The following is a 15,393-nucleotide window of genomic DNA, read 5'->3' as shown; positions in this document are numbered from 1 at the left end:
CTCATTCGATTTAGGCAAACCCTTATCGATTGGAGTATTTCATGTTCGAAAAAAACCATACCCTCGCCAATGTCGATCCAGACTTGTGGAGCGCCATTCAAAAAGAAAATCACCGTCAGCAAGAGCATATCGAGCTGATCGCGTCCGAGAATTACGCCTCGCCCGCCGTGATGGAAGCGCAAGGCACGCAACTCACCAACAAGTACGCTGAAGGTTATCCAGGCAAGCGCTATTACGGCGGCTGCGAATTCGTCGACATCGCCGAACAGCTGGCGATTGATCGCGTCAAGCAATTGTTCGGCGCAGAAGCCGCCAACGTGCAGCCGAACTCCGGTTCGCAAGCCAATCAAGGCGTGTTCTTCGCGATGTTGAAGCCAGGCGATACCATCATGGGCATGTCGCTGGCGGAAGGCGGTCACCTGACGCACGGCATGGCATTGAACATGTCCGGCAAATGGTTCAACGTGGTGTCCTACGGCCTGAACGATAAAGAAGAAATCGATTACGAAGCGCTAGAACGCATCGCCCACGAAAAGAAGCCGAAGATGATCATCGCCGGCGCTTCCGCCTACGCGTTGCGGATCGACTTTGAGCGCATTTCGAAAATCGCCAAAGGGATAGGCGCTTACTTTATGGTCGACATGGCGCATTACGCCGGCTTGATCGCTGCCGGCGAATATCCGAATCCGGTGCCGTACGCCGATTTCGTGACCTCGACCACGCACAAGTCTTTGCGCGGTCCGCGCGGCGGCATCATCCTGATGAAGGCCGAGCACGAAAAAGCCATCAATTCGGCAATTTTCCCAGGCATCCAGGGCGGCCCGCTGATGCACGTCATCGCGGCCAAGGCGGTGGCGTTCAAGGAAGCGCTGACACCGGAATTCAAAGCCTATCAGCAGCAGGTGGTGAAGAATGCGGACGCGCTGGCCAAGGCCTTGATCGCGCGCGGCTTGCGTATCGTTTCCGGCCGCACCGAATCGCACGTGATGCTGGTTGACCTGCGCGCCAAGAAGATCACCGGCAAGGAAGCCGAAGCGATCCTCGGCACGGCGCACATGACCTGCAACAAGAACGCGATTCCGAACGATCCTGAAAAGCCATTCGTCACTTCCGGCATTCGCCTTGGCAGCCCAGCGTTTACCACGCGCGGTTTCAAGGAAGCGGAAGCGACCAAAGTCGGCAACCTGATTGCCGACGTGCTCGACAATCCACATGACGCAGCGACCATCGAGCGGGTCAAAGTCGAAGTCAAGAAACTGACCGACGCTTTCCCGGTGTACGCATCCTGAGGTGCCGGCAGCCTATGCGTGTTGAGAACGTATAGGTAGCCAAGCAAGCAAAACCCATGGGGCCCGTCGCAGCTTGAAACCTGCGCGGGCCTTTGTACTTCCCATTCGTCATATAAGCGATCGCAACGATGTCAGGTCGGCCGCTAAAAAGCGTTGTCGGCAGCATTAACGCGAACTGGAATAATATGCAGTAGCAATAACTTTCGGATTACTGCCATCATGAAATGCCCATTCTGCCAACACGAAGAAACCCAGGTCCTCGACACACGCGTGTCGGAAGAGGGGGATGCGATTCGCCGCCGCCGGCGTTGCACGCATTGCGACAAGCGCTTCACCACTTTTGAGCGGATCGAACTGGCGATGCCGGTGGTGGTTAAAAAGAATGGCAGCCGCACCGAATTCGATCCCGTCAAGTTGCGCGCCAGCCTGATGCTGGCCTTGCGCAAGCGCCCTGTGTCCGCCGAAGCGCTGGACGAGGCGCTCCAGCGCATCAAGGAAAAATTACTATCCAGCGGCGAGCGCGAGGTGCTCTCCGGCCATGTCGGCGAACTCGTGATGCGCGAATTGAAGCGGCTGGACAAGATCGCCTATATCCGTTTCGCTTCGGTGTACAAGAGCTTTGAAGATGTGGCCGAATTCCAGAACATGATCGAGGAATTTTCCGGACCACCGGCACGCAAGAAATAAGGAATTCCTTAATTAGCGTGACGCTAACAATTATTAATTGTTTAAATGGAATTGAAAACATAGTATCGATGCTTCCCAGGCTTGATTGGAAGGATCGCTTTCATGGCATTTTCTATTGCGGACCGGTTCACTGTATCGTTGGCACGACGCTCAGGCTTCACGCTGATTGAATTATTGATGGCGATGCTGATCATGTGCATCTTGCTGGCAATGGCGATGCCGTCGATGCGAAGTTTCATTAGCCAGAATCGCCTGGCTTCGGAAGTCAATTTATTCATTGCCGCTACCGTTCTGGCCCGTGGCGAAGCAATCAAACGCGGTCGCCCGGTGCTCATCTGTCGCAGCGTCGGCGCCAATCAATGCGCAGCTAGCGCCAGCGGCGATCGTGACGGCAGCGACTGGGGAAGCGGTTGGCTGGTGATGGAAAAAGACACCGGACAAGTCTTGCTACGACAAGGTGCGCTCGCCGACAACACCAATGTGAAGGCCAGTAGATCGGCGATTTCCTATAACGGCGCCGGCAATGTCGGCGGCACTTTTGCCAATCTGGTGTTCAGCCACGACGGGAAATTCATACGCACCGTGTGTATCGGGCGCTCTGGGCGGGTCAATCTGCTGATCGGCGTTGGGGCATGCGATGGCCCATCGAACTAAACAAAAATCCGCGCCAAGCGCACGTCAGTATCGGTCCCGCCCAGGCTTGTCGCTGGTCGAATTGTTGGTGGCAATGGCTATCGGCTTGACCTTGGTGCTGCTGGTAACTCAGCTGTACCTTGGCAGCAAGAAAGCGTTTAGCCTGAACGACGACAATATGCGCCTACATCAGGAGGGCAGTTACGCGATGATGTTGATGGCGCAGAATTTGCGCCAGGCCGGTTTCGGCCATTTGACTTCTGCCAGTTTCAATGCGGATGCCGGTTGGCGTACCGATTTGGTCAATGCCGATGGCAGCCCGGCGCAAGGTTTGCGCGGATGCGACAACGGTTTCGTTAAATCGATGGCGCCGAATCGGAATTTTTCCTGTAGCTCTGCGCCGGGCATGGCCAGCTTTGAAGTCGCTTACCGGGTGAGTGACAGCCTTGATCCGGCCAGTGGAGCTGGCGCCGATTGCAACGGGGCTGGTGCTGATTCCGTGGCTCTGCCGCCGGAGCATCCAGCCTACGCAAAAGGCAGGACCAGCGTGTCTATCGCACGCAACCGCTTCTTTGTCGCTACCCGCACTGGCAATCTTGCCGCATCGTTGTACTGCCAAGGAAATATGAATACCGGCGCGCAGCCGGTCATCAACAACGTCGAAGATATGAGGCTGATTTACGCGGTGGCTGCGGCCGGCGAAGTGTCGCCGCTGCAGTTCCTGAACGCAGCGCAAGTCGACGCCTTATCCGCCGATCAATACGAAAACTGGAAAAGAGTGATCAGCGTCAAGCTCTGCCTGCAGATTCGCAGCAACCAGAATGTGACGGCCGAACCGCAGCAATATGTCGATTGCGACGGCACGGCCAAACTGGCAAGCGACCGCAAGTTGCGCGCGGTATTTACGCGTGTCGTTACGCTGCGCAATAACGCGGCCGGCAGTTTGTCCGAATAGGTGAGGTTAGTGCTGCATCCTGTTGCGCCTTCGGCATATTTTGTACAATCAGCGAATATCCTTTTCTGATGGCTCCCATAATGATTTCCAAGCACACAGCATGACCCAGGCCGAAATTCTGATGTCGCAAGCCCTGAAGCTTGCCGAAAACGGCCTGTTATCCAGCGCCCCCAATCCCGCTATCGGCTGCGTCATCGTCAAGGATGGCCGGGTGATAGGCGAAGGATTTACCCAGCCGCCCGGCGGCAACCACGCCGAGATACAAGCGCTCAACGCTGCCGTCGCACATGGTCACGATGTGCGCGGCGCCACCGTGTATGTCACGCTCGAACCTTGCAGTCATTTTGGCCGTACTCCGCCTTGTGCCGATGCCTTGGTGCGGGCCGGCGTAGCCAAAGTGGTGGCGGCGATGCAAGACCCGAATCCATTGGTGGCAGGGCAGGGACTGGCGCGTTTGCAAGCCGCCGGCATCGAGACCGAATCCGGCGTGCTGGCGGAGCAGGCGCGCGAACTCAATATCGGCTTCTTCTCGCGCATGCAACGCGGCAAGCCGTGGGTACGACTGAAAGTCGCGGCAAGCCTGGATGGAAAAACGGCGCTGCGTAACGGCCAAAGCCAGTGGATTACCTCGCAGGCTGCGCGTGACGACGGCCATATGTGGCGTGCGCGCGCCGGTGCAATCCTGACCGGTATCGGCACAGTCAAGGAAGATGATCCGCAACTGACGGTGCGCGCAATTCAGCTTGCACGACAACCGCTGCGGGTGATCGTCGACAGCAAATTAAGCATCAGCCCGGACGCCAAGATATTGAGCGGCGGCGGCACCCTGATATTTACCGCCATCGTCGATGCCGAAAAACAGGCCTTGCTGCAGGATAGGGGCACAGAAGTCGTCGTGCTGCCCAATGCGCAAGGCAAGGTCGATCTGCCGCAGGTCATGCTTGAACTCGGCAAACGCCAGATTAACGAGCTGCACGTTGAAGCCGGCGCCAAATTGAATGCGTCGCTGATTCGCGAAGCGTGCGTCGACGAGCTGCTGGTCTATCTGGCTCCGGCCATTTTGGGCGACGGCCGTGGGATGTTTGAACTGCCGGCGCTGGAAAGTCTGCAGGATAAATTCTCCCTGAAATTTCACCAGGTCATGCAGGTTGGCGAGGATTTGCGTATCCTTGCAAGATTCTAATCACTCACTTATTTCGATCATGTTTACAGGAATCGTCGCCGCCATCGGCAAAATTACTTCCGTCCAAGCGCTGGGCTCGGCCGCCGATGCCGGAGTCCGGCTGGTCGTCGATGCCGGCGGCTTGCCGCTGGCAGATGTCGCCTTGGGCGATTCAATTTCGCTGAATGGCGCTTGCATGACCGTGGTCGAAAAGACCGAACGCGAATTTGCGGTGGATGTGTCGCGTGAAAGCCTCAATTGCACAGTCGGACTGGACGCCACTGGCGAGATCAACCTGGAAAAGGCGCTGACCCTGGCCGAGCGCCTGGGCGGTCACCTGGTATCCGGTCACGTTGATGGTCTGGGGCAGGTGCAGAAGTTTGAACCGGTTGGCGAGTCGTGGCAGCTGGTAGTGAAGGCGCCGCGCGAGCTTGCCAAATACTTTGCGTACAAAGGCTCGATCGTGGTAAACGGTGTTTCACTGACGGTCAACAGCGTTGAAGATGTGGCTGACGGCTGCCTGTTTTCGATCAACCTGATCCCGCATACGATAGAAGTGACTGCACTGAAACATCTTAAGGTCGGCAAGCAGGTCAACCTGGAGGTCGATTTGATTGCGCGCTACGTTGAACGGATGTTGAGCGCGCCTAAATAATTGCGCCTGAATCACCTTTTCCCATGCTGCGACACAAGTTGTTACATGCTTTACGACTTGTACGTGGCAGCGGCGCCTGAATGCGGGTTAAATGTAGTCATACCCCAACGCATTTAACCCACCAGGAACTGCCATGAAAAAAGCTTTGCTCGGATTGCTGGCCGCGACCAGCTTGCTGATTTTGACCAGCCCCGCGATTGCCGGTCATGTCGACTGGTCGGTCAATATCGGCGTGCCGGCGCCGGTGTACTACCCGCCACCAGCGCCGGTCTACTATGAGCCGCCGCCAGTCGTATATGCCCCGGCTCCAGTCTATGTGCGCCCGGCGCCACCAGTTATCTACAGTGCGCCGGCATACTACCCGTCGCCGTATTACTACGGCTACCGGCACGATCATTGGAGGGAGCGCGGTTGGCGCGAACATGAGTGGCGTGAGCGCGAGTGGCGGCGCTAACAGACTGGCAATATGCCAGCGTGCAAACGTCATGACGATTCGTGACGGAAATCATACACGCTGGCAATTTACTGTATGAATATACAGTAGTTGTGATACAGTGCAATTCCCTTCAACGTGATTGGAATTGCTGCCATGACGAATTTGGAAATGTCCTCCGGCTCCCGCTTTGGTATGGAGTCCACCCCTTCCTCGATCCTGATGCGCTTCGGCAAGCGTGAGTTGTTCATCTGCCGCGATTTCTACAAGCGTCACTACAGGAGCCATCCCGTTATCGAATGTAACGCAGGCATTCAGGCCGGCCATCTGGAAATACTGCTATTTCGTAAATGGCTGCTTGTGATGTCAAAGGCGCACTAAAAATAGCGCATGATCTTTCTGTAGCGTCGTCAGTATTGGACGATCCAGCATTGCCTGATGATGCTCTCCGAGTCTTGCTCAGCGCGTTCCTCTTGCACCTGTTAAATTTGCGGCAGAAGCTTGCTTAGGCTTCCACAGCAAGAAACAAAACCAGGGAGGCGCATGGCGAACGAAGAATTTGATTTTGTCGTGGTGGGCGGCGGTTCCGGCGGCAGCGTGATGGCGGGCCGCCTGAGCGAAGATCCGGGCACTTCGGTCTGTTTATTGGAGGCCGGCGGGCGCGGCGACAGCTGGGCAGTGAAGATGCCGGTTGGCGCCGTGGCCATGGTGCCGACCCGACTCAACAATTGGGCCTTCGAGACCGTGCCGCAAGCGGGCCTCAACGGCCGTCGTGGTTATCAGCCGCGCGGCAAAGCATTGGGTGGGTCTTCGGCGATCAATGTGATGATCTACACACGCGGCCATCGCTCGGATTACGATCACTGGGCAGCGCTTGGCAACACCGGCTGGTCTTTTGACGATGTGCTGCCTTACTTTAAGAAATCAGAACATAACGAACACATCGTCGATGCGTGGCATGGCAACGACGGCCCGCTGTGGGTGAGTCAGCTGCGAACCGACAATCCGATACATCAACACTTTATCGAGGCCGCACGGCAAGCCGGCTACCCGACAACGTCAGATTTCAATGGCGAGCAACAGGAAGGACTCGGCAGCTATCAGGTCACGCAAAAGAATGGTGAACGCTGGAGTGCCGCACGTGCCTATTTGATGCCCCATCTCGGCCGACGTCACAATCTGCAGGTGGAAACGGGGGCATATGCCCAACGGGTCATCATCGAACAGGGACGCGCCGTGGCGGTAGAAATACGGCAGGGCGGCAACATACGGCAGGTGCGCGCCCGCCGCGAAGTGATTCTCGCTGCAGGCGCATTCCAATCGCCGCAGTTATTGATGCTTTCGGGGATAGGTGATGGCGAGGACTTGCGCAAGCATGGCATTGCGCTGCAACATCATCTGCCCGGTGTCGGCAAGAACCTGCAAGATCATCCCGACTTTGTCTTTGGCTATAAGTCGGACAATCTGGATACTTTCGGCATTTCATTGGGCGGCTCGGCCCGAATGATCAAGGAAATGCAGCGTTATCGCAAGGAGCGGCGTGGCATGCTCACCAGCAATTTCGCTGAATGCGGCGGTTTTCTGAAGACGCATCCAGAGCTGCCGGCACCCAATCTGCAATTGCATCTGGTGGTGGCAAGAGTGGAGAACCATGCGCGCACATTGCACATGGGCCACGGAATTTCCTGTCACGTCTGTCTGCTGCGTCCCAAGAGTATCGGCGACGTCAGGCTACAGAGTAAAAATCCGCAGGATGCCCCGCTGATCGACCCCAAGTTCCTGGATCACCCGCAGGATCTTGAAGATTTGCTGGAAGGCTTCAAGCTGACGCGTAAGCTGATGAACACGCCTGCATTGGCGGCTTATGCCAAGCAAGATGCGCTGACTGCGGATGTCCATTCCGACGATGAGATTCGTGCCGTGTTAAGAGCGCGCGTGGATACGGTTTACCATCCGGTAGGCAGCTGCAAAATGGGCGTCGATCCGCTGGCGGTGGTGGATCCGGCGTTGCGCGTGTACGGCGTACAAGGGCTGCGGGTGGTCGATGCGTCAATCATGCCGACGCTCATCGGCGGCAATACCAACGCGCCGACGATCATGATTGCCGAGAAGGCGGTGGACTTGATCCATGCGGGGTGATGAGTGCCTTCGCCAATTCGGCTTGCGCTGCGTGAAAGGCGCCAGGACTTTGCGATCTGCTGTAGCCTTAATCGTTTTCCGCTTTGTTATATTAGCTGAATTGACGGATTGCTATAGCTAGCAGCTACATCAAGCGCAGGAAAAAATTATTTGAATAATCACATTGTTATTTGCAAGGGTGAAAAAGAGAAAAAGAAACAACAGCAGCGGATTGCTCGATTATTTCTTTTCCGGGGATGCGGGATCGGCACCCTCCTATGCATGTAGGCAGGGTCTGAATGCCGGGGGCTTGGTGGAGTCTATGCGGTTTTAAATCTCAGTTTGCTGCCAACCGCTCTATCCAGGCGTCATAGCTTGCGCGCATTCCAGGCCCACACCACGCGGCCCAAAACCACTAATTGATCGCGTTCGGCATGTTCCACAATATCGTCCGGGCCATATAAGGGATTGTCGGATTTGATGATGATGGCGCCATCCTGCAGCCGTTGCCGCACGCGCTTGATAAACAACTCGTTATTTCTTGAAATGACATAGATGGCATCCAGGTGGATCTCCCTGACGCCCCTATCAACCAGAAGCAAATCGCCGTCGTTGAACGTCGGCGCCATGGAATCGCCGCTGGCCGACAGTATCGCAAGATTTTCAGTGCCGGTCAGCGCGGTCAGGTTGCCGCGCACCCATGCTCTGGTCACGTTCATTGTTTCAACGATGTGCGTGCTCTCCGGTCGACTGAAATTGAGCCCCATTGGAATTGCCGCATTACTTACGACCAACGTGGTTTCGTCCAGGTTGTTGTCTGCCGGGTACACCGCCCTTTCTTGCTGAGCGGTGTGCTTGTGCGAAGTATCCATCCAGCCGATCGGTTCGCCGAGGGCAATCTCGATCCTCCTGGCAACGTCGTCACCCATGTTTTTTACTTTGCCAGTACTGCTTTCTGGTGCGCAGTTTTTTAACTGACTGATGTAGGCCGCAGAAACGTGGGCCGTGCGCGCGAGTCTCTCAGCCTTCTTAAAACGCTCGATGGCATATAAAAGGTTGTCTCGCCGGATTTCGCCAATTGTTTTCATGTGCTTATTAGATAGCAAAACGCTAAATATTAGAAGAAGTGATTCGCTATTGATTTATTTTAGCGATTAACTACAATGTTGTTATGGATCTGAAAACATACTTATCAATCGAACGCGGAAGAATGTCCCGACTTTGCCGCGAAATTGATGCGCATGCTTCTGATGTCAGTCGCTGGGCCAGCGGCAAGCGACCGATCCCGTTAGGATTTGGTCCAAAGATTGAAAAGGCAACTGAGGGCCAGGTGACGCGCCGTGAAATGTTTCCGGAGAATTGGCATGAAGTCTGGCCGGAATTGAATAAGCCGTCCGCAAAAACACTTTTGTGAAGGCGGTGCTTAAGCCATTCGAGCTATCGGCAATGAATCTCCGGTAATATTTCCACGTATTGCTGTTTCGACATAAAAGTTAATTGTATTACCAGAAGGCCATGATGCACAACGCGGAATGTTAATTTCACATTAGGCGTTGGGTGTTTGTAAGTAGTAGTGGCGGCGGGGCGGGACTGTGTTCGCAGTTTGGATGTGGCGAGCAGAAATGAAAAAAGGGATTCCGCTTTCACGAAATCCCTTGAATTCTTTGGGGTGGCTGATGGGGCTCGAACCCACGACAACAGGAATCACAATCCTGGACTCTACCAACTGAGCTACAGCCACCACTGATTTGATACTGGTTACTGAATTGATGCTTCTGGTTCAGTACTGGAACAAGCTGGCTATTATACAAAGCAAGCTGTCATCTGGCAAATAAAATATTACTTAATGACGAGATTTTTCTGACATCGACATTGTTTCGACATGCAGCACGGCCGGGTGTAGGTGTAACAAGTTCGAAAACGCGGTTTCCAATGCCGATAGACTGCCCGTAGTGAAGGCGATCAAGCTGCTTTCTCGCTGGTTCTTCTGCAACAGTTCAGCTTCGGCCAGGACTTTTGTCAGTTGCCGGCTGACCGCATCTCCGGTCTCGATAATCGCGACCGGTTTGCCGTTGATCTTATGCACGATTTCCTCGATCAAGGGACGGACGAAAGGGTAGTGGGTGCAACCCAGCACCAACGTGTCGGCGCCTTGTGCGATCAACGGCGATACATAGCGCTGAATCAGCAGCGCGGTGCCGGCGGAGCGCAACTCGCCTTTTTCAATCTGATCGACCAGGCCGACACAAGGTTGGAGCAGGAACTGCACCCCGCTGGTCTCGGCAATCTGTTGTTGCAGCGCGATCAGGCGGGCGCTGGTCAGCGTGACTTTGGTTGCCAGCACGCCGACGATTTTGCTGCGGGTTTGCAGTGCAGCCGGCTTTAATCCGGGCTCGATCCCGATGACGGGCAAGGCTGGATAGGCGGCGCGTATCGCCTGGATCGCCGCCGCCGTGGCGGTATTGCAGGCAACCACAAACGCCTTCATGCCACGCTGCAGCAGGAATTCGGCAACCCCCAGCGCACGTGCCGAGATCACCGATTCCGATTTGTCGCCATAGGGCGCGTAGGCGGTATCGGCAAAATACAGCAGATCTTCGTGCGGCAGGTGTTGATGGATATGGCGCAGCACTGACAAGCCGCCGACGCCGGAATCAAAAATGCCGATGGGCGCAGCTTTCCCCGTCGGCATGTTGGCAGTGATATCGCCTGCTGTCATAAGTCCTGCGATCAGGCGGTGGTTACTGCGATCTGCGACAGCGACGCGTGGGCGATCCGTTCCTGCCATTCTTTGGGGCCGGTGTTATGGACCGAGATGCCGTTCGAATCGACAGCCACGGTGACCGGCATATCCTTGACGTCGAATTCGTAAATCGCTTCCATGCCCAGGTCTTCAAAACCGAGCACTCGTGCCGATTTGATCGCCTTCGACACCAGGTAAGCGGCGCCGCCGACTGCCATCAGATAAGCAGACTTGTGCTGCTTGATCGCCTCGATTGCTACCGGGCCGCGCTCCGATTTGCCGATCATCGAGATCAGGCCGGTTTGCTCCAGCATCATGTCGGTAAATTTATCCATCCGGGTGGCGGTGGTTGGGCCGGCCGGGCCGACCACTTCGTCGCGCACCGGATCAACCGGGCCGACGTAATAAATCACGCGATTGGTGAAATCGACCGGCAATTTTTCGCCCTTGGCCAGCATGTCCTGGATCCGCTTGTGGGCGGCGTCGCGACCGGTCAACATCTTGCCGTTCAATAGCAAGGTTTGGCCCGGTTTCCAGGAAGCCACTTCTTCCTTGGTCAGCGTATCGAGATCGACCCGCTTGGATTTTTCGGTGTCCGGCACCCAATGCACTTCCGGCCATTCGGACAGCGACGGCGGTTCCATATAGGCCGGGCCGGAGCCGTCCAGCACAAAATGGCCGTGGCGGGTCGCCGCGCAATTCGGGATCATCGCCACCGGTTTGGATGCCGCATGGGTCGGGTGCATCATGATCTTGACGTCGAGCACCGTGGTCAGGCCGCCCAGGCCTTGGGCGCCGATACCCAGCGAGTTCACTTTCTGGAACAGTTCAATCCGCAATTCTTCAGTCTTGTTTTGCGGGCCGCGCTTGAGCAGGTCGTACATGTTGATGTCTTCCATCAACACTTCCTTTGCCATCAGCATGGCTTTTTCGGCCGTGCCGCCGATGCCGATGCCGAGCATGCCCGGCGGGCACCAGCCCGCGCCCATGGTCGGGACCGTCTTCATCACCCAGTCGATCAGCGAGTCGGATGGATTCAGCATTGCGAATTTGGTTTTGTTTTCCGAGCCGCCGCCCTTGGCTGCGATCTGCACGTCGACCGTATTGCCGGGCACCACTTCCATATGCACCACGGCAGGCGTGTTGTCCTTGGTGTTCTTGCGTTCAAACAATGGATCGGCCACGATCGAGGCGCGCAACATGTTGTCCGGATTCATGTAACCGCGCCGCACGCCTTCGTTGACGGCGTCGGTGATCGAGCCCTTGAAGCCTTCAAAGCGCACATCCATGCCGATTTTCAGGAAAACGTTGACGATGCCGGTGTCCTGGCAGATTGGGCGCTTGCCCTCGGCGCACATGCGGGAATTGGTCAGGATCTGGGCGATGGCGTCTTTCGCTGCCGGATTCTGTTCCTGTTCGTAGGCGCGGGCCAGATGCTGGATATAGTCAACCGGATGGTAATAGCTGATGTACTGGAGTGCAGCGGCTACCGACTCAATGAGATCTTCTTGCTTGACGATGGTCAGGGTGGTCATGGCGTTTCTCGGTATGTTTCTTGGTGAAAATGACAGAATAAGGCGCACGCGGTGCTATAGAGCGCCATGGAGCACATAAAGCGCGCTATTTTACACTTCTTGCGCCGCCTTCATGGGCAGCGGCCAGCTGGCCACCGCAATCCCGGTCAACACCAAGGCCAGCGCCACAAAGTGGCCCCAGCTCACGCTTTCATGCAAAAACACCACGCCGATAAAGGCCGCCGCCAACGGCATCAGCGCGGTAAATATACCGGCGACGTTGGCTTGCACATGCTTGGTGCCCGACAGCCACAGCCAGAAGGCAATCACGCTGGCCGCCAGCGCATACCACACGATCAGACCCCACATGCCGGGCGTGACCTGGCTGAAATCGTAAGACAGCGCCGCGCTCAGGCCGAACGGCAGCATCAGCAGCAAACCGAACAAGTGGCTGTACGCGGTAATCCGCAGCGGCGACAGGGTTTGCGTCAGGCGCTTGGACAGCACTACGTAGGTGGCCTCGCAGACCACCGCCGCCATTGCAAAGAGATTGCCGATCAGCGAGCTGCCGCCGCCATCGGTTTTGCTGATATTGAGTACCGCAATACCCGTGATGGCGAGCAGGATCGACGCCAGCGTGCGCCCGTCCAGCCGCTCCTTCAGGATCAAGCGCGACAGAATCGCGACCGCCGCCGGCAAGGTGCTGGTGATCACCCCGGCTGCGGTTGCCGTCGTGTGCTGGACGCCAAACAGCATGCATAAAGTGAACAGGAAGGTGCCGAAAAAAGCTTGCCCAAACAGGTTCAGCCATTCGCTGCGCGTCAGGCGCGGCGCCGATTTAAAGTACTGCGGCGCCATCACGATCACCGCGATGACGAAGCGCAACAGGCCAAACACCAGTACCGGCATGACGGCGATAATGGCTTTGCCGAAACCGATGTTGGCGCCGACCAGCATCATGGCCAGGGCGAGATAGAGGTACGATTTTGAGGAGTGCATGCGGTATTGCCAGTAGCTTGGATGTACGATCGAATGTGCGATGATAGCCGGTCAACCGAGCGGCTGACCGAGGATTGAGGAAAACGTGCTTGCAACTTGCTGCGTAAGGCTTGAGTAAGTGTAAGTGATTATTTTGACCGGAACTTTTAAGAGCAGGAGACAGGCATGGCCAACATAGAAACCTTTTCCCACGAAACCCGCGTTTTTCCTCCTTCGGCAGAATTTGCCAAGACCGCTGCGATTTCAGGCATGGAAGCCTATTACGCCTTGGTCGCGGAAGCAGAGCGCGATTACGAAGGATTCTGGGCCCGGCTGGCACGCGAACATCTGCAATGGCACACCCCTTTTACCAAGGTGCTGAACGAGTCGAATGTGCCGTTCTACAAATGGTTCGAAGACGGCAAGCTGAACGTTTCCTACAACTGCCTCGACGTCAACCTGCAAAACGGCAATGCCGACAAGGTCGCCGTCATTTTTGAATCGGACAGCGGCGACGTCGCCAAAGTCACCTATCGACAGCTCCACGAGAAAGTCTGCCGCTTTGCCAACGGCCTGAAATCGCTCGGCATCAAAAAAGGCGACCGGGTCGTCATCTACATGCCGATGTCGGTGGAAGGCGTGGTCGCGATGCAAGCCTGCGCCCGCATCGGCGCCACCCACTCGGTGGTGTTCGGCGGCTTCTCGGCCAAATCGCTGCAAGAGCGCATCATCGACGCCGGCGCGGTTGCGGTGGTGACCGCCGACCAGCAAGTGCGCGGCGGGAAGAAATTGCCGCTAAAGGCGATTGTCGACGAAGCGCTGGCGCTTGGCGGTTGCGACAGCATCAAGAATGTCATCGTGTATCAACGCAGCGGCGACGAAATCAAATTCAACCCCGGCCGCGATCTGTGGCTGCATGAGCTGGTCGCCAATCAGGCCGACAGCTGCGAACCGGAGTGGGTCGAAGCCGAACATCCGCTGTTCGTGTTGTATACCTCCGGCTCCACCGGCACCCCGAAAGGAGTGCAGCACTCGTCCGCCGGCTACCTGTTGTGGACCATGTTGACGATGAAATGGGCCTTCGACATCAAACCGACCGATGTCTACTGGTGCACCGCCGATATCGGCTGGGTGACCGGCCACTCTTATATTGCCTACGGCCCAACCGCGGTCGGCGCCACCCAGGTCATTTTCGAAGGCGTGCCGACTTACCCCAACGCCGGCCGCTTCTGGGACATGGTGCAACGGCACAAAGTCAATGTTTTCTACACCGCGCCGACCGCGATCCGTTCGCTGATCAAGGCCGCCGACGCCGATCCAAAGGCGCATCCGTCCAACTACGATCTGACGTCGTTGCGGTTGTTGGCGACAGTCGGCGAACCGATCAATCCGGAAGCCTGGATGTGGTACTACAAACATATCGGCGGCGAACGTTGCCCGATTGTCGACACCTTCTGGCAAACCGAAACCGGCGGCCACATGATTTCGCCGCTGCCGGGCGCAACCCCGCTGGTGCCTGGTTCATGCACGCTGCCGCTGCCCGGGATTCAGGCCATCATCGTCGACGAAGCAGGGCACGAGCTGCCGAACGGCCAGGGCGGCATCCTGGTCGTCAAGCGTCCGTGGCCGTCGATGATACGCGGCATATGGAACAATCCGGAACGTTTCAAGAGCGCCTATTTCCCGCCTGAGCTCGGCGGCACGCTGTATCTCGCCGGCGACGGCGCGATCCGCAACAAGGACACCGGCTATTTCACCATCACCGGCCGCATCGACGATGTGTTGAACGTATCCGGTCACCGCATGGGCACGATGGAAATCGAATCGGCGCTGGTGGCCAACCCGATCGTGGCCGAAGCGGCGGTGGTCGGCAAGCCCGACGAAACCACCGGCGAATCGATTTGCGCCTTCGTGGTCCTGAAGCGCAGCCGCCCGACCGGCGACGAAGCAAAACAAATCGCCAAGGAACTGCGCGACTGGGTCGCCAAGGAAATCGGCCCGATCGCCAAGCCAAAAGAAATCCGTTTCGGCGACAACCTGCCCAAAACCCGTTCCGGCAAGATCATGCGCCGCCTGTTGCGCGTACTGGCCAAGGGCGAGGAAATCACCCAGGACGTTTCCACCCTGGAAAACCCCGCCATCCTGGAGCAATTGAAGCAAGCGCAATAAATAAGACGAAAGAAATCGTTCAAATCCAACAGAAATTACTTTTCCTGCCGAATTTAT

15 protein-coding genes and 1 tRNA gene are annotated in these 15,393 nt (G+C 56.6%); 11 read left to right on the top strand and 5 right to left on the bottom strand.

Features of this window, described 5'->3' with window-relative positions; translation table 11 throughout:
• Positions 1–41: 41 nt before the first annotated feature.
• The 9 genes from glyA to ACFPM8_RS17770 all read left to right on the top strand — a co-directional run bounded on the left by glyA (position 42) and on the right by ACFPM8_RS17770 (position 7,953).
• A complete protein-coding gene (gene glyA, locus ACFPM8_RS17810; RefSeq protein WP_378999466.1) occupies positions 42–1,289 on the top strand; it encodes a serine hydroxymethyltransferase in 1,248 nt (415 codons plus the stop codon).
• A 219-nt stretch (positions 1,290–1,508) separates the two neighbouring features.
• Positions 1,509–1,976: a transcriptional regulator NrdR gene (gene nrdR / locus ACFPM8_RS17805; RefSeq protein ID WP_378999464.1), complete on the top strand. Its 468-nt coding sequence runs from the start codon at positions 1,509–1,511 to the stop codon at positions 1,974–1,976.
• Between the two features lie 102 nt (positions 1,977–2,078).
• Positions 2,079–2,630 carry a GspH/FimT family pseudopilin gene (locus ACFPM8_RS17800; protein ID WP_378999462.1) on the top strand — a complete coding sequence of 184 codons (552 nt, stop codon included), beginning with the start codon at positions 2,079–2,081 and terminating at the stop codon, positions 2,628–2,630.
• Positions 2,614–3,564, top strand: coding sequence for a PilW family protein (locus tag ACFPM8_RS17795; RefSeq protein ID WP_378999461.1), 951 nt, complete (start codon positions 2,614–2,616; stop codon positions 3,562–3,564). Before ACFPM8_RS17800 ends, ACFPM8_RS17795 begins: the two co-directional genes overlap by 17 nt.
• 100 nt (positions 3,565–3,664) lie before the next feature.
• The gene (gene ribD / locus ACFPM8_RS17790; protein ID WP_378999459.1) at positions 3,665–4,747 is read left to right on the top strand and encodes a bifunctional diaminohydroxyphosphoribosylaminopyrimidine deaminase/5-amino-6-(5-phosphoribosylamino)uracil reductase RibD; all 1,083 of its coding nucleotides are present in this window, start codon (positions 3,665–3,667) and stop codon (positions 4,745–4,747) included.
• Between the two features lie 19 nt (positions 4,748–4,766).
• Positions 4,767–5,381, top strand: a complete 615-nt coding sequence (locus ACFPM8_RS17785; RefSeq protein WP_378999457.1) for a riboflavin synthase — start codon at positions 4,767–4,769, stop codon at positions 5,379–5,381.
• Positions 5,382–5,514: 133 nt separating this feature from the next.
• A complete protein-coding gene (locus ACFPM8_RS17780; protein ID WP_378999455.1) occupies positions 5,515–5,835 on the top strand; it encodes a hypothetical protein in 321 nt (106 codons plus the stop codon).
• Positions 5,836–5,970: 135 nt separating this feature from the next.
• A complete protein-coding gene (locus tag ACFPM8_RS17775) occupies positions 5,971–6,195 on the top strand; it encodes a hypothetical protein (RefSeq protein ID WP_378999454.1) in 225 nt (74 codons plus the stop codon).
• Between the two features lie 162 nt (positions 6,196–6,357).
• The gene (locus tag ACFPM8_RS17770; RefSeq protein WP_378999452.1) at positions 6,358–7,953 is read left to right on the top strand and encodes a GMC family oxidoreductase; all 1,596 of its coding nucleotides are present in this window, start codon (positions 6,358–6,360) and stop codon (positions 7,951–7,953) included.
• A 347-nt stretch (positions 7,954–8,300) separates the two neighbouring features.
• Here the strand turns inward: ACFPM8_RS17770 and ACFPM8_RS17765 are convergent, their stop codons facing one another.
• Positions 8,301–9,020, bottom strand: a complete 720-nt coding sequence (locus ACFPM8_RS17765; protein ID WP_378999450.1) for a S24 family peptidase — start codon at positions 9,018–9,020, stop codon at positions 8,301–8,303.
• An 83-nt stretch (positions 9,021–9,103) separates the two neighbouring features.
• Here ACFPM8_RS17765 and ACFPM8_RS17760 point away from each other — a divergent pair, with 83 nt between their 5' ends.
• A complete protein-coding gene (locus tag ACFPM8_RS17760; RefSeq protein WP_378999449.1) occupies positions 9,104–9,346 on the top strand; it encodes a transcriptional regulator in 243 nt (80 codons plus the stop codon).
• Positions 9,347–9,597: 251 nt separating this feature from the next.
• Here the strand turns inward: ACFPM8_RS17760 and ACFPM8_RS17755 are convergent.
• The 4 genes from ACFPM8_RS17755 to ACFPM8_RS17740 form a co-directional block, all read right to left on the bottom strand.
• A tRNA-His gene (locus ACFPM8_RS17755) sits at positions 9,598–9,673 on the bottom strand.
• Between the two features lie 102 nt (positions 9,674–9,775).
• Positions 9,776–10,651, bottom strand: coding sequence for a glutamate racemase (murI, locus tag ACFPM8_RS17750; RefSeq protein ID WP_378999447.1), 876 nt, complete (start codon positions 10,649–10,651; stop codon positions 9,776–9,778).
• 11 nt (positions 10,652–10,662) lie between these two features.
• Complete coding sequence (locus ACFPM8_RS17745; RefSeq protein ID WP_379000238.1) at positions 10,663–12,201, bottom strand: fumarate hydratase; 1,539 nt, start codon at positions 12,199–12,201, stop codon at positions 10,663–10,665.
• Between the two features lie 99 nt (positions 12,202–12,300).
• Positions 12,301–13,188 (bottom strand): DMT family transporter, encoded by an 888-nt coding sequence (locus ACFPM8_RS17740; protein ID WP_378999445.1) that lies wholly within the window; start codon positions 13,186–13,188, stop codon positions 12,301–12,303.
• Between the two features lie 165 nt (positions 13,189–13,353).
• On the opposite strand from ACFPM8_RS17740, the gene acs reads away from it, so the two are divergent.
• The gene (acs, locus tag ACFPM8_RS17735) at positions 13,354–15,336 is read left to right on the top strand and encodes an acetate--CoA ligase (RefSeq protein ID WP_378999444.1); all 1,983 of its coding nucleotides are present in this window, start codon (positions 13,354–13,356) and stop codon (positions 15,334–15,336) included.
• The last annotated feature ends 57 nt before the right edge of the window (positions 15,337–15,393 follow it).

The sequence above is a fragment of the Paraherbaspirillum soli genome (assembly GCF_042654985.1).
Classification (GTDB): domain Bacteria; phylum Pseudomonadota; class Gammaproteobacteria; order Burkholderiales; family Burkholderiaceae_D; genus Paraherbaspirillum; species Paraherbaspirillum soli.
This window is presented reverse-complemented; position numbering and strand designations above follow the sequence as displayed.